Origin of the sequence: Rhizobium sp. BR 362 (genome assembly GCF_036528765.1) — a bacterium.
Taxonomy (GTDB): domain Bacteria; phylum Pseudomonadota; class Alphaproteobacteria; order Rhizobiales; family Rhizobiaceae; genus Rhizobium.
The window spans coordinates 20,072-34,508 of record NZ_JARWGH010000001.1; the positions used below are offsets into that span (position 1 = coordinate 20,072).

Annotated in this window: 14 protein-coding genes; 9 read left to right on the plus strand and 5 right to left on the minus strand. The window is 60.3% G+C overall.

Annotation, left to right across the window (positions count from 1 at the left end; genetic code table 11):
• The first annotated feature begins 215 nt into the window (after nucleotides 1-215).
• Nucleotides 216-548, plus strand: coding sequence for a hypothetical protein (locus tag QDY28_RS00100; protein ID WP_331379646.1), 333 nt, complete (start codon nucleotides 216-218; stop codon nucleotides 546-548).
• Between the two features lie 106 nt (nucleotides 549-654).
• Here QDY28_RS00100 and QDY28_RS00105 read toward each other — a convergent pair whose 3' ends face one another.
• Nucleotides 655-1,551, minus strand: a complete 897-nt coding sequence (locus QDY28_RS00105) for a LysR substrate-binding domain-containing protein (RefSeq protein ID WP_331379647.1) — start codon at nucleotides 1,549-1,551, stop codon at nucleotides 655-657.
• Between the two features lie 102 nt (nucleotides 1,552-1,653).
• Between QDY28_RS00105 and QDY28_RS00110 the strand changes: the two genes are divergently transcribed.
• On the plus strand, nucleotides 1,654-1,854 hold the full coding sequence (locus tag QDY28_RS00110) for a hypothetical protein (RefSeq protein WP_331379648.1): 201 nt from the start codon (nucleotides 1,654-1,656) through the stop codon (nucleotides 1,852-1,854).
• Here QDY28_RS00110 and xdhC read toward each other — a convergent pair.
• From xdhC to QDY28_RS00130, 4 genes are all read right to left on the minus strand, one after another.
• Complete coding sequence (xdhC, locus tag QDY28_RS00115; RefSeq protein ID WP_331379650.1) at nucleotides 1,830-2,642, minus strand: xanthine dehydrogenase accessory protein XdhC; 813 nt, start codon at nucleotides 2,640-2,642, stop codon at nucleotides 1,830-1,832. The genes QDY28_RS00110 and xdhC overlap by 25 nt on opposite strands.
• Nucleotides 2,643-3,003: 361 nt before the next feature.
• The gene (xdhB, locus tag QDY28_RS00120; protein ID WP_331379651.1) at nucleotides 3,004-5,340 is read right to left on the minus strand and encodes a xanthine dehydrogenase molybdopterin binding subunit; all 2,337 of its coding nucleotides are present in this window, start codon (nucleotides 5,338-5,340) and stop codon (nucleotides 3,004-3,006) included.
• Nucleotides 5,341-5,600: 260 nt separating this feature from the next.
• The gene (gene xdhA / locus QDY28_RS00125; RefSeq protein WP_331379652.1) at nucleotides 5,601-7,067 is read right to left on the minus strand and encodes a xanthine dehydrogenase small subunit; all 1,467 of its coding nucleotides are present in this window, start codon (nucleotides 7,065-7,067) and stop codon (nucleotides 5,601-5,603) included.
• A 168-nt stretch (nucleotides 7,068-7,235) separates the two neighbouring features.
• Entirely contained in the window at nucleotides 7,236-8,012 is a 777-nt protein-coding gene (locus QDY28_RS00130; RefSeq protein WP_331379654.1) for a 3-hydroxybutyrate dehydrogenase, read from the minus strand.
• A 238-nt stretch (nucleotides 8,013-8,250) separates the two neighbouring features.
• Between QDY28_RS00130 and glpK the strand changes: the two genes are divergently transcribed.
• The 7 genes from glpK to QDY28_RS00165 all read left to right on the plus strand — a co-directional run bounded on the left by glpK (nucleotide 8,251) and on the right by QDY28_RS00165 (nucleotide 14,437).
• Nucleotides 8,251-9,747, plus strand: coding sequence for a glycerol kinase GlpK (glpK, locus tag QDY28_RS00135; protein WP_331379655.1), 1,497 nt, complete (start codon nucleotides 8,251-8,253; stop codon nucleotides 9,745-9,747).
• A gap of 156 nt (nucleotides 9,748-9,903) precedes the next feature.
• Nucleotides 9,904-10,713, plus strand: coding sequence for a membrane-anchored protein (locus QDY28_RS00140; protein WP_331379656.1), 810 nt, complete (start codon nucleotides 9,904-9,906; stop codon nucleotides 10,711-10,713).
• A 42-nt stretch (nucleotides 10,714-10,755) separates the two neighbouring features.
• Nucleotides 10,756-11,163: an OsmC family protein gene (locus QDY28_RS00145; RefSeq protein ID WP_331379657.1), complete on the plus strand. Its 408-nt coding sequence runs from the start codon at nucleotides 10,756-10,758 to the stop codon at nucleotides 11,161-11,163.
• 51 nt (nucleotides 11,164-11,214) lie between these two features.
• Nucleotides 11,215-12,162, plus strand: a complete 948-nt coding sequence (locus QDY28_RS00150) for a S66 peptidase family protein (protein WP_331379658.1) — start codon at nucleotides 11,215-11,217, stop codon at nucleotides 12,160-12,162.
• Nucleotides 12,163-12,240: 78 nt separating this feature from the next.
• Nucleotides 12,241-12,615: a YciI family protein gene (locus tag QDY28_RS00155; RefSeq protein ID WP_331379659.1), complete on the plus strand. Its 375-nt coding sequence runs from the start codon at nucleotides 12,241-12,243 to the stop codon at nucleotides 12,613-12,615.
• Nucleotides 12,612-13,868, plus strand: coding sequence for an RNA polymerase sigma factor (locus QDY28_RS00160; RefSeq protein ID WP_331379660.1), 1,257 nt, complete (start codon nucleotides 12,612-12,614; stop codon nucleotides 13,866-13,868). Before QDY28_RS00155 ends, QDY28_RS00160 begins: the two co-directional genes overlap by 4 nt.
• A 98-nt stretch (nucleotides 13,869-13,966) precedes the next feature.
• Nucleotides 13,967-14,437: an SRPBCC family protein gene (locus QDY28_RS00165; protein WP_331379661.1), complete on the plus strand. Its 471-nt coding sequence runs from the start codon at nucleotides 13,967-13,969 to the stop codon at nucleotides 14,435-14,437.

The following is a 14,437-nucleotide window of genomic DNA, read 5'->3' on the forward strand; positions in this document are numbered from 1 at the left end:
CTCGACACCTTGCAAAATGTTGGGCGCGGAGGAAAGGGGAGTTTGGTCGAGGGACTGCTTTTCGTGCTAGGATCACACACTTCCGTGACCGATATGCCGTCGCTCTTGCCGAGCGCCGACTTCGCGATAGATCAAAATTGGACGCTTTTTTCAGCGTCGTCGGCGATAAACGGGCAGCGGAGCCCCCGGTTCGCCGCATCGTCGGAGATTTGCCCATGCGTGGTATACTGGCGTTTGCACTATTCCTTCTTGCAACTTCCGTCATGGCGCACGATGCGCCCTCCGGCTGGTCCTACGATCCTTATTGTTGCAACGGCGACAGCAAGACCGGCGACTGCGAGATGATCCCCTCGCGCACGGTTACCGTTATCCCGGGAGGCTATCGAATTACGCTCTATCCCGGCGATCATCGCTATGTGACGCATGCTCATATCTTCACGCTGCCACAGCGCAAGACGATGCGCTCGCCGGACGGAGCCTACCACCTCTGTTTGTTTCCGGACGAGAACACGCCGCGCTGTTTCTATGCGCCGGATATGGCCTATTGAGCATTCCAGGAAAAGTGCGAAGCGGTTTTCCGTGCGGAATGCGTAAAAACAAAGGGATAGAGCGGGAAAGCGCTTCCGTCAAACGCTGAACCGCTCTAGGCGGTGCTCAATCCAACGGCATGCCGAACTCGCCGAGTATCCAATTCCGAAAAACACGGATCCTCGGCGTATGGCGTCTGTTTTCGGGATAGACAAGCCAATAGTTTGAGCCGTCGTTGCAGAGGATGTCGAAGGGCTGGATCAGCCGGCCGGCAGCTATGTCCTCGGCATAGAATTCGGGGGTCAGTACTGCGACGCCCTGTCCGGCGATGGCTGCGCTTGCCTCGAAGGATTGCGCCCCAAGTCTGCTTTTTGGTCGGCCTTGCAGGCCGGGATCTGGAACGCCAGCCGCTTCGAACCATTGTACCCACCAGGGGTCGCCGGCATCGATGATCCGAAGTTTCAGAAGATCGGCCGGCGTATGAACGCCGTCAATGCTGGCCGCAAGCGCTGGGCTCAGCATCGGCGTGAAGTTCACTTTCATCAAAAGATGCGCGCGCAGCCCCGGCCAAGTTCCGCGGCCACTGCGAATGGCGACGTCGGAAGACTCGCGGGAGAAATCAATGATCTTGTCTGATGTGGCAAGCCGTACCGCCACATTCGGGTGCTGCAGTTGAAATGAGCCCAGATGGCGAGCAAGCCATTGTGAGGCGAAGGTCGGTGTCGAGTGAATAAGAAGCGTGGTTTCGGCATCGCCGCTCACCGAAGCCACGGCTTCATGCAGCATGCTGAAGGCTTCGGCCACTTTCGGTGCCAGCCGTTCGCCGGCTTCGGTCAACGCGATCTGGCGCGGCCGCCGCAGAAACAGCGGCTCGCCGACATTCTCTTCCAGCAGTTTGATCTGATAGCTGACCGCCGTCTGCGTCATGCCCAGCTCCTCGCCTGCGCGCGTGAAGCTGCCGTGCCGGGCGGCGGCTTCGAAGACTCGCAGTGCATTCAGCGGAAACTGTTTCGCCAGCTTCATGGATAAGTTCTCTTTATGTATGCAGACGGTTGTTCGATTGGAAATTCAGCATTTTTGACAGCAAACTGCAATCCATATCATCGATTGGATTGAGGTATTGTCATGGATTGCTATGCCGTCGAGCAGATGAATACGAGGCCGTCGGCCCCGGCCCGTTTGCTGGAAACATTGGCGCAGATCTTCGCCGGCGGGGCTGAGCCTTCGCCCCATCTGGATCTGGATGAGATGCCCGATCGGCTTAAGCGCGATCTGGGTTTTCTCGATGGGCGCGAGCCGCGCTATGAGGATGATCGGCTGGCGTAGGCCGCGAAGGCGGTCAGCAGTTCCGCGGCTGTCATGGCAGCGATGACTTCCGGGCGCTTATCCTTCACTGTGGCGCCGCCGATCGGCAGCGTCAGTCGCTCCAGCGAGGCCTTGTCGCCGCCCTCGCGGATCAGCCAATGGGAAAAGGTGGCGCGTTTGGTCGCCGAGCCGATCATGCCGACATAGGCGAGATCGGCGCGAGCAAGCGCTTCCTTGGCGATCAAGAAATCCAAAGCATGATCATGGGTCAGGATGACGATGGCTGAGCCGGCCGGAATATCCTGCACCAGCGCCTCCGGCATCGGCGAAAGCACTGTTTTCGTCTCTGCCGGCAGGTTTGCCAATTCCTCCTTCCGGGTCTCTACCACCGTTACGGAAAGCGGCAGGGGCGCGAGCGCAGCGGCGAGCGCATGCCCGACATGTCCCGCGCCGAAGAGATGGGCCTCCGGCCGATGTTCCGCTTCGCTCGCCCGTTTCGCTTCGAGCTCTTCCAGCAATTGTGCCGTCATCTTCTGAAAGCGCAGTTCCGTGCGACCGCCGCAGCATTGGCCGATCTCTGGGCCTAGCGGTATGTCCATCACTTCCACGCCGTTGCCGGCCAGCAATTCGCGGGCGTTGCCAATCGCCATGAATTCGAATTGTCCGCCTCCGATGGTGCCCCAGATGGCATGTTCGGAAACGAGCATGAAGGTGCCGGCCTCGCGGGGCGTCGAGCCCTGTGTTTCAGTGATCTCGACGAGGATGGTGCGCGGGTTTACGGCAAGGAAGGTTTTAAAGGGTTGGGTCATAAGTTGCGACCCTTGGGGCAGGTGGAGAGCGCATACCCCCCTCTGTCCCTTTCGGGGCATCTCCCCCACAAGGGGGCAGATTGTTTGGAGTTTGCCGCTTCCCTGGTGAAAACCATAGGTTTAGGCGTTGGGGGCATGATGCTTTTTTGAGGCAAAAGAGGGCGGCGAATTACCGATCTCCCCCCTTGTGAGGGAGATGTCCCGGAGTGACAGAGGGGGGCAGCTCGGAGCAATGGCGACGGGCGCCTTGAGCGCAGGCGAAAGGCAATTTTCCGAGCCAGCAACAGTCCCTCAACCGGCCCTTCGGGCCACCTTCTCCCCAATGGAGAGAAGGTCAGAAGAGGGGACTTCAGCCGAATCATCACATCCCCTTCAGCCGCTCGACTGCCATCAGCACCCGCTCCGGCGTTGCCGGCGCGTCGAGCCGCGGGCAGACGCGGTAGTCCGCGACGCTTGCGACGGCCATGGACAGGGCCTCGAGGACCGAGATGCTGAGCATGAAGGGCGGCTCTCCGACGGCTTTGGAGCGGCCGATGGTGGCTTCGGCATTTTCGGACCATTCGGCAAGGCGGACATTGAAGATCTTCGGCCGGTCGGAGGCGAGCGGGATCTTGTAGGTCGACGGCGCATGGGTGCGCAGCCGGCCCTTGTTGTCCCACCAAAGTTCTTCGGTGGTCAGCCAGCCCATGCCCTGCACGAAGGCGCCTTCGACCTGGCCGATATCGATCGCCGGGTTCAGCGAGCGGCCGACATCGTGGAGGATATCGGTGCGGTCGATCAGATATTCGCCGGTCAGCGTGTCGATCGACACTTCCGAGCAGGCGGCGCCATAGGAGAAGTAATAGAACGGCGTGCCACGGCCGGCCTTGCGGTCCCAATGGATTTTTGGCGTCTTGTAAAAGCCGGCGGCGGAAAGCTGCACGCGGGCGAAATAGGCCTGCCTGATGAAATCCGGGAAGGCAATCTCCATGTCGCCGACCCGTACACGGTTCGGCAGGAACTGTATGTCTTCGGCAGCGACGCCCCATTTCTCGACGGCAAAGGCGGCCAGCCGCTCCTTGATTTGGCGGGCGGCGTCAAATGCCGCCATGCCGTTCAGGTCGGAGCCGGAGGAGGCTGCGGTCGCCGACGTGTTCGGCACCTTGCCGGTGGTGGTGGCCGTGATCTTCACCCGGTCGATATCCACCTGGAAACTGTCGGCGAGCACCTGCGCCACCTTGGTATAGAGGCCCTGGCCCATTTCGGTGCCGCCATGGTTCAGATGGATCGAGCCGTCCTGATAGATGTGCACCAGCGCGCCGGCCTGGTTGAAGGCGGTCATGGTGAAGGAGATGCCGAATTTCACCGGCGTCAGCGCAATGCCCTTGCGGATGAAGCGGCTGGAGCGGTTGAACGCGATGATCGCATTGCGCCGCGCCTGATAGTCGGAGGATTCCTCCAACTCGTCGACGATACGGTGGATGATGTTGTCCTCCACCTCCTGATGATAGGGCGTCAGCGTGCGGCCGGAGCCCGGCTGACCATAGAAATTCTGACGGCGAACCTCCAGCGGGTCCTTGCCCAGCGCATAGGCGATCTCTTCGATGAAGCGCTCGCCGCCGACCATGCCCTGCGGGCCGCCGAAGCCGCGGAAGGCGGTGTTGGAAACGGTGTGAGTCTTGAGCGGTTTCGAGACGAGATGCACATGCGGGTAGAAATAGCTCGAATCCGCATGGAACAATGCGCGGTCGGTAACCGGACCGGAAAGGTCGGAAGAGAAGCCGCAGCGGGCAGCGTAAGTCGCGTCGACGGCATGGATGCGGCCATCATCGTCGAAGCCGATCTCGTAATCGACCAGGAAATCGTGGCGCTTGCCGGTGGCTGCCATGTCCTCGTCGCGGTCGGGCCGGAATTTGATGGCGCGGCCGAGCTTCTTGGCGGCGACGGCGGCTAGTGCGGCGAACTGGTTGCCCTGTGTCTCCTTGCCCCCGAAGCCGCCGCCCATGCGACGCACATTGACGGTGACGGCGTTGGACGGAATGTTGAGCACATGGCCGACGATGTGCTGGATTTCGCTCGGATGCTGGGTGGACGACCAGACGGTCACTTCGTCATCCTCGCCGGGGATCGCCATGGCGATGTGGCTTTCGAGATAAAAATGCTCCTGGCCGCCGATGCGCATTTGCGCCTTGATGCGGTGCTTGGCATTGGCCATCTCGGCTTCCGGCTCGCCACGCTTCAGTGTCATCGGTTCGTAGACCAACGGCGCGCCATTGGCGAGCGCTCCATCGATGTCGCTCCAGTGCGGCAGGTCGCGATAGTCGATCTTGGCAAGGCGTACGGCGCGGCGGGCCGTATCGCGGGTCTCGGCGATGACGGCGAAGATCGGTTGGCCGTGAAACTCCACCTTGGCGTCGGCGAGCAGCGGCTCGTCATGCATGCCGTTGGAGCTTGTGTCGTTGAGGCCGGGAATATCCTTGGCGGTGAAGACCCAGACGACGCCTGGATAGGCTTTCACGGCGGAGAGGTCGATGCCGACAATCTCCGCATGAGCGCGGTCGGAAAGGCCGAGGGCGCCATGCAACAGGCCCGCCGGCTCCGGCAGGTCATCAATATAGTCGGCAGCGCCCGTTACATGCTTGTGCGCCGAGTCATGCTTCAGTGAACCATGCATCGAGCCGTTGATGACTTTGCGTTCTTCGAAGGTGGATTTGTCCATCGTTCAAGCCTCCGCGGTTTCCCTTCTCCCCAGCGGGGAGAAGGTGGCCGATAGGCCGGATGAGGGGGATGCATCGCGAAGCGATGCACATGCTGAGCGCAAACGAAGGCTAGATTGGTATTTGCCGAACCACCCCCTCATCCGCCCTTTGGGCACCTTCTCCCCGCCGGGGAGAAGGAGGGAAACGCTCGCGCCGCCCTCAGATGGTTTGATCAACCGCGGGCCTGCGAAATGCGGCCAAAGAGATACAAGGACGGCCATCATGCGAGCACCTCGAAACGCTTCAGTTCCTGCGGCGCACCGGCGGTTTCAAGATAAAAGCGAATGAGCAGGTTCTTGGCGGTCAACTGCCGGTATTCGGCGGTGGCGCGCCAGTCGGTGAGCGGCGTGTAGTCGGCATCGAAGGCGGTGCGGGCGGCGGTGACCGTTGTCTCGGTCCAGGGCTTGCCGATCAGCTCGGCTTCGACCGTGCGGGCACGCTTCGGGGTGCCGGCCATGCCGCCGAAGGCGATACGGATGTCGGCGACGTTGCCCGCCGCATCCAACGCCAAGTGGAAAGCGCCGCAGAGCGCCGAAATATCCTCATCCCGGCGTTTGGAGATTTTGTAGACGGCGAAATCAGCGCCTTCGGGGGGGTAGGGCACGAAAATGCTCTCGACGAATTCGCCGGGGTTGCGGTCCTGCTTGCCGTAATCGATGAAGAAGTCTTCCAGCGGCAATTTGCGGGTGCCGGCAACAGAGCGCAGTTTCACCGTGGCGCCGAGCGCGATCATTGGCGGCGGCGTGTCGCCAATCGGCGAGCCGTTGGCGATGTTGCCGCCGATCGTGCCCATGTTGCGGACCTGTTCGCCGCCGATGCGATTGATCAGGCTCGCAATTGCCGGGATCTTCTCGGCCATGGCTGCAAACGCCTGGCTGTAAGTAACGCCCGCGCCGATGGTGAGGCCCGTATCTTCCAAGGTGATCTTCTGCAAGTCGGTCAGATGATTGATGAAGACGGCCGGGTCGAGCTTGCGCATCTGCTTGGTGACCCAGAGGCCGACATCGGTGGAGCCGGCAACGACGGTCGCTTTCGGTTCGTCGGCCAAGACTTGCGCAAGGGCCGCGACCGAGCCCGGCACGATCACGCGATCTTCGCCGGAGGTAGTGGTGATGGTATCGCCGCCCTGCATGGCCCAGAGCCGGGCGATGATGTCCGCTCTTGTCTTTTCAAGAGGATCGAACAGAGCACTCGGACGCGTCTGGCTAACCTGTTCGGCTGCCTTGACGATCGGCTCGTAACCCGTACAGCGACAGAGATTGCCTTGCAGCGCTTTTTCGATCTGCGCCCGGCTCGGGTTTTCGGTCGTGAGCCATAGGCCGTAAAGCGACATGACGAAACCCGGCGTGCAGAAGCCGCATTGCGAGCCATGACAATCGACCATGGCCTGCTGCACGGGATGCAGCGTGCCGTCCTTAGCGGCCAGATGTTCGACGGTGACGACATGGGTGGCATGCAGCGATCCGACAAAACGGATGCAGGCATTGACCGATTCGTAATGCAATCCGCCATCGATCAGCCGGCCGACCAATACGGTGCAGGCGCCGCAATCGCCTTCCGCGCATCCCTCTTTCGTGCCCGTCAGATGCCGGTTGAGACGCAGGAAGTCGAGGAGCGTCTCGGTCGGGCGCAGGGTGGAAAGTGAAATATCCTCGCCGTTGAGGATAAAGCGGATGCTGTCGTTCATGTCGTTCCCAATTATGGTCTTTCAAGGCCGGGCGGAGACATTATCCGTCCGTACCTTGAACGCGATAACTTCTCTTCGAACCGTCATCTCGTTCCATCTGTTCGGTCGGGCATGATCTTATTTAAGAACTGCTTTGCGCTTTTTCGGATCATGCTCGACCGTCTATGGTTATGCCGCCGTCCAGCCACCGTCAATCGAGACGTGCGTGCCGGTGACCTGGCGCGCATCATCGCTGGCAAGATAGATCGAAAGTGCCGCGATTTCTTCAGCCTTGACGAATTCATGCGTCGGCTGCGCCTTGAGAATGACCTCGTTCTTGACCTGTTCTTCAGTCATGCCGCGCGCCTTGGCCGTATCCGGGATCTGCTTTTCGACAAGCGGGGTCAGGACGTAGCCCGGGCAAATGGCATTAACGGTGACGCCGAATTCGGCAAGCTCCAGTGCCGCAGTCTTGGTCAAGCCCATGATACCATGTTTTGCCGCGACATAGGCGGATTTGAAGGGTGAGGCGACGAGGCCATGGGCCGAGGCGATATTGATGATGCGGCCGTATTTCTTCGCCTTCATCAGCGGAATGGCGGCGCGCATCGTATGGAACGAGCTCGACAGGTTAATGGCAATGATCTGGTCCCACTTCTCAATCGGAAAGTCCTCGATCTTCTCCACATGCTGGATGCCGGCATTGTTCACGAGGACATCGACGCTGCCGAAGGTCGAATTGGCGATTGCGATCAGGTCAGCGATTTCTGCGGGCTTGGTCATGTCGGCTGGATGGTAGATCACCTTGCCGCCGCCCGAGGATTCCAGCGTGTTTCTGATGGCGTCGATCTCTTCGGGCTTGCCGAAGCCGTTGAGGACGATGTTTTCACCCTTCGCAGCGAAAGCGGTCGCGATGGCGAGGCCGATACCGCTTGTAGAACCGGTGACAACGACTGTTCTTGCCATGATTTTCTCCTTGGACGGCGAGGCTGTTGTTGCAACGCAATAGCGGCTTTGAGGTTAGTCTCAAACCCGCGGATATGGCAATCGCATCGCGGCAAGACTCTTTTGCGGTAGTTCACTTCATATATGCGCAAGCCGGAATAAAGGTTTTTTTCGACAAAAATTTCGTTTTGCTTTCTTTTCACATTCGTTTTGCTGCCGTATCTGTTGTTTTGGGACAGAAACAATCCGGGAGGAGTGCATGAGCGGTTATGTCTTGGCGATCGACCAGGGAACGACGTCGACGCGGGCTATCGTTTTCGACGGCGACATGAAGATTGCCGGCGTCGACCAGAAGGAGTTCACGCAGCACTATCCGCAACCTGGTTGGGTCGAGCATGATCCGGAGGAAATCTGGGCTTCCGTCGTTGCTACCGTCAAAAAGGCGATCGAGGCTGCCGGCATCACCGCCAAGGACATCGCTGCTCTCGGCATCACCAACCAGCGCGAAACCGTCGTGGTATGGGACCGCGCGACTGGCAAGCCGATCCACAACGCCATCGTCTGGCAAGACCGCCGTACCGCGAGCTATTGCGAGAAGCTGAAGCGGCAAGATTTGGAAAAGCTGTTCACCCGCCACACCGGTCTGCTGCTCGACCCTTACTTTTCCGGCACAAAGCTCTCATGGATGCTCGCCAATGTGAAGGGCGCCCGCGCGCGCGCCGCCAAGGGCGAGCTTTGCTTCGGCACCATCGACACTTTCCTCATCTGGCGACTGACCGGCGGCAGGAGTTTCGTCACCGATGCGACCAACGCCTCGCGGACGCTGATGTACAATATCGGCAGCAATGAGTGGGACGAGGACCTGCTGGAGATCCTGCGCGTCCCTGCTGTGATGCTGCCGGAGGTGAAGGACTGTGCGGCCGATTTCGGGATCGCCGACCCATCCATCTTTGGGGCGCCAATTCCCATCCTCGGCGTTGCCGGCGATCAGCAGGCGGCGACGATCGGTCAGGCGTGCTTCGAGCGCGGCATGATGAAATCCACCTACGGCACCGGCTGCTTTGCGCTGCTCAACACCGGCACGGACATGGTGCGCTCGAAAAACCGATTACTGACGACGATCGCCTATCGGTTGAACGGCGAGACGACCTATGCGCTGGAAGGCTCCATCTTCATCGCCGGTGCGGCCGTGCAGTGGCTGCGCGACGGACTGAAGGCGATCAAGCGCGCCTCCGATTCCGACGGGCTGGCGGAAAAGGCCGATCCGATGCAGGAGGTTTACCTCGTGCCGGCCTTCACCGGTCTCGGCGCGCCGCATTGGGATCCGGATGCGCGCGGCGCGATCTTTGGGCTGACGCGCAATACCGGGCCGGAAGAAATCGTCCGCGCTGCGCTGGAGGCGGTCTGCTATCAATCGCGCGACCTGCTGGATGCCATGCACAAGGATTGGCGTAACGGCAGCGGCCGCGAGACGGTGCTGCGGGTCGATGGCGGCATGGTCGCTTCCGACTGGACGATGCAGCGGCTTGCCGACCTGCTCGATGCGCCCGTCGATCGTCCCACTATCCTGGAAACCACCGCACTCGGCGCCGCCTGGCTTGCCGGCAGCCGCGCCGGTGTTTGGCCAGACCGCACGAGCTTTGCCAAGGCCTGGGCCTGCGACCGGCGCTTCGAGCCTGATATGGACGAGAAGACCCGAAGCGCGAAACTCAAAGGATGGAAGAACGCAGTGGCGCGCACATTGAGTGCGGGCTGAACGCGGCGGAAGCGGCCGATAAATCACTCAAGGTTTGATTATGTAAGATATTTTTATTTTCCTAATGTAACTCGAAGCGGCGATATTGCGCCCTGCGAATGGGGCTGGATTCGACTGTTTTCTGATGAACGCCGTTCGGGGATATCAAGGCGAGGCATGGCTGCTAATTTTACGGAATTGAAGAGACACGTTTATCGGAGCGTCAAATACTGGCTTTGCCGGCCAAAGCCTCCGACGCTCGCCGAGCCGTTTTCCGGACCCGTTCTCGTGGTCGGATCGGCGCCCGTGTCCCACAAGCCCGCGGATTTTGACGAGACCTTTAAGCTCATCACCATTAACGGTTCTCAGGTCGTCACCAAGGCATGGGGCATCGAGGTGCCGGATGTCACGCTCGTACAATTCAACCAGATCGAGGGGACGAATACGAACGCCGTCGAAGTGCGGCGCGTGCTTAATGGCGAGCGGACGAAGAAGCTTTATATCCTGCTGTGGCGAAAGAGCCTTGAGCGGCTGGAGAATGGGCTGAAAGCCTTCAACTACCAATATGACGATCTTGAGCTCGTCGATCGTTATAAGCGCATGGCGCTGCTCGACCGGGTCGGCGGTGTAAAATGCAGTGAATTGGGTGCGGACGATAAATGTTCGAACGGCATCAATGCGGTGCTTTTCGCGCTTCATAACGGCGCTACGGCAGTGATCATTACCGGCATCAATCCGGATTCCGGCGGGCACATCTACAACGAGGCAAATCTAACTCGGCTGCATATTAAGAAGGACAGGGAAATTCTGCTGCGATTGATGGAGCGGGGTTATCCGGTCTTTACGGCCGATCCAACCGTATCCGAATCCCTCGGGCTGCCTTTGTGGCAAGGCAAGGCATCGGCCCGGCGGGAGGCTCAGGCTCCCGTGAATGCTGCGCGGCCGGCCGCAAATGGGGCTACTCACTTGACTCCATCGCTGCGTTGATCGCGCAATCATTCGTCGTTTCGGCGAATGAGGAGATCAACGATGGTGTCCGTGACTGTTGAATTGCGCAATGTGGAGGATACGCAGGCGGCATTGGGCTGGGCCGGCGGTCACACCCTTGTCGTTGACCGTCCGCCAGGCCGTGCCGGTGGGCAGGGGCTCGGCTTCAACGGCGCCCAATTGCTGGGATTGGCGATCGGCGGATGTTTCTGCAACGACCTGCATTACATCGCAGGCGAGATGGGCGTCAGTTTGAGCAAGATCACGATCTCCGTGCGGGTGGAACTCGAGAGCGACCTGTCCTTTACCAAGGAAGCGGTGATGACAGTGTCGTGCGAAACGCTTGACGGTTCCGATCCGCAGCCAGTGATCGATGAAGCCAAGGCGCGGTGCATGGTCAGCAATTCGCTGAAGAGGGGAATTCCAGTCGCAATCGAGGCGGCCATCTAAACGCGCCAGCCAAGGCTAACGTCCGGCATCGTTCCATGCCAAAATCCTGGCATGGAATCACCTGATCGCATTGAGATGGATCGCATTCTGACGCCGCCGCCGCTCAGGCCGGGCGAAAAAATCCGTTTTGTGTCTCCCGCAAGCCTGCCCGACAGGGACCTCGTTTTGAGGCAGGCGGAGATACTCAGGGGTTGGGGGCTCGACGTCGATTTCGGTGAGCATGCATTTTGCAAGCACGATTATCTTGCCGGAACGGATGAAGAGCGGCTGACGGATTTCAATGCTGCGCTTTGTGATCCCGAGGTTCGGGCGATCTTTACCACGCGCGGCGGCAAGGGGTCTTACCGCATTGCCGATCGGCTGGATTTCGACGCCGTCCGGCGCGATCCGAAGTTTCTCATCGGCTTCAGCGATATCACCATACTGCATCTCAGCCTGTGGAAGCACTGCCGCCAGGTTGGTGTCCACGGTGCGCTTTTCGTCGGCGACGGCGAACAAGAGGTCAGCTTGGAAACCAGCGATTCCCTTCGCCGGTTGCTGATGACGTCGGAGGACATCATCATCCGCTCGCGCCCGGAGGAGCCAACATGGGCCCTGACGACAGAGGGTACGGTCGCCGGACGACTGATCGGCGGCAATCTCGATATGGTCGCAACGGCCGCCGGCTGGGCGCTGCCGGATTTTCACGGTGCCATCCTGTTGCTTGAAGCGGTCAACATGTATCGTGGGCAGGTCGACCGGCAATTGACGATGTTGCGCAAGGCGGGACATTTGAACGGTCTGGCGGGCGTTGCGGTCGGCCAATTCACCCGCTTCGAATTCGACCGCCGTTTCTCGGTCATCGATATCCTGCGCGAGCATCTCGATATGCTCGGCGTACCGGTCCTCGGTGGCTTGCCGCTTCGGCATGGGAGAAGCCCGCTGAACGTGCCGATCGGCGCGACCGCCGTTCTCGATGCGCAGGCGGGGACGCTGACGGTCCGGCGTGGTAACGCATAGCTTTCCGCCGCGATAATTTTTGACGCGGCCTGTCGGCGCGGGCGATACTCCCTCGTCTTACATGAGAAGGAGGTCCTCATGCTCTATGCGATACTATGCTACAACGACGAAGATACCGTGTTTGCCTGGTCCAAAGAGGAGGAGCGGGCGACGATGGATCGGCTGCTGGCGGTGCAGGCGCCGCTCTACGAAGCCGGCAAGCTCGGCCCGGTCGCGCGGCTGATGCCGACAACGGCGGCAACGACGCTGCGCAAGGGCAAGAACGAGCCGCTCGTCATTGACGGACCCTTCGCCGAAACGAAGGAGCAATTGCTCGGTTTCTACGTCATCGACTTTGAAACGCTCGATGAAGCGATTGAATTTTCGAAGAAATTAGCCATCGCGAATCCCGGGGCCGGCTCCTATGAAATCCGCCCGCTTTATGTCTTTAGGCCGGGGACGATCGCAACATGACGGACCTCGCCTGGATCGATATTGCATTCACCAATGCCCGGCCGCAGGTGCTCGGCGCGCTGCTGCGGTATTTCCGAAATCTCGATATTGCCGAGGAAGCGTTTCAGGAGGCTTGTCTCAGGGCATTGAAGACATGGCCGGATAAGGGGCCGCCGCGCGATCCCGTTGCCTGGCTGATTTTCGTCGGCCGCAACAGCGGTATCGACGCGGTGCGCAAGCAGTCGAAGACGCAGGGTTTGCCGGACGAAGAGGTGATCTCCGATACGGGCGACGCCGAAAGCGATGTTGCCGAGCGGCTCGACGGCTCCAACTATCGTGACGATATTCTGCGGCTGCTGTTCATCTGCTGTCATCCGGACCTGCCGGCGACGCAACAAATCGCGCTGGCGCTGCGCGTCGTCTCCGGTCTTTCGGTAACACAGATCGCTCGTGCTTTCCTCGTCAGCGAAAGCGCGATGGAGCAGCGCATCACCCGCGCCAAGGCGCGTGTTGCGGCCGCTGGCGTACCTTTCGAGACGCCGGGTGCGGTCGAGCGGGCCGAGCGCGTGGCGCTCGTCAGCGCCATGATCTATCTCATCTACAACGAGGGCTATTCCGCCGGCGGGCCGGGGCGCGAAGCATCTGCCTTTGCCGATGAGGCGATCCGGTTGGGGCGGCTGTTGCTGCGCATCTTTCCGGCGGAGCCGGAGATCATGGGTCTGCTGGCGCTGATGCTGCTGCAGCAATCGCGGAATGCGGCCCGTTTTGATGCGGACGGCCAGATCATCCTACTTGAGGATCAGGACCGGTCGCTCTGGAACCGCAAATTGATCGATGAGGCGCTTGCCCTGCTCGACAAGGCCATCCGCCATCGCCGCCCGGGGCCCTATCAGCTTCAGGCCGCCATTGCCGCGTTGCATTCGCGGGCCAAGCAAGCGGAGGATACCGACTGGGCGGAGATCGATCTGCTCTATCAAACGCTGGAGCGGCTGCATCCGTCGCCGGTCGTCACGCTGAACCGCGCCGTCGCGGTTGCCAAACTCAAGGGGCCGGAGGAGGCGCTGGCCTTGGTTGAGCCGCTGACGGATAAACTCGACGGTTATTTTTACTTTCATGGCCTTCGGGGTGCTCTGCTGGCGCAATTGGGCCGGCCGGGTGAGGCGCACGTTGCCTTCGACCGTGCAATTGCGCTTGCCCATTCGCCTGCCGAAGCCGCTCATATCCGCCATCAGCTCGACCGTCTTAGCGCGCCGGCTCCGGCAATTGCAAAATAATCGAAAAACCCGCTCTTCCATGTCGGGAAGAGGCTGCTGTGAGCGTCCTTGAGACATAGGCCGATAAGGCCGTTTCATGGGAAAGAAAGGAAAGTGCCATGACCGAACAGAATGCACGCCACGAGCTTTCGCTTACCCGCGTCATCGATGCGCCGCGCGAGAAGATCTTTCGCTGCTGGACGGAGGCGGACCTTGTGAAGCAATGGTTCGCGCCACTGCCCTGGACGATTTCGGCGGCCGAACTCGACGTTCGCGCCGGCGGCACGAGCTCCGTCACCATGCGCAGTCCGGAGGGGGAGGATTACCCAAATGTCGGCGTTTATCTGGAGGTCGTTCCGAATGAGCGGATCGTGTTTACGGACGCTTTCACCAGCGCCTGGGTGCCGTCAGCCAAACCCTTCATGGTGGGCACCATCCAACTCGACGATCTCGGCAATGGCAAGACGCGCTATACGGCGACGGTCCTGCATTGGACGGCGGAAGATCGTGAGGCGCATGAGAAGATGGGGTTTTACGAGGGATGGGGCCAGTGCACCGACCAACTCGCGGCGCTGGCAGCGAAGATCTGA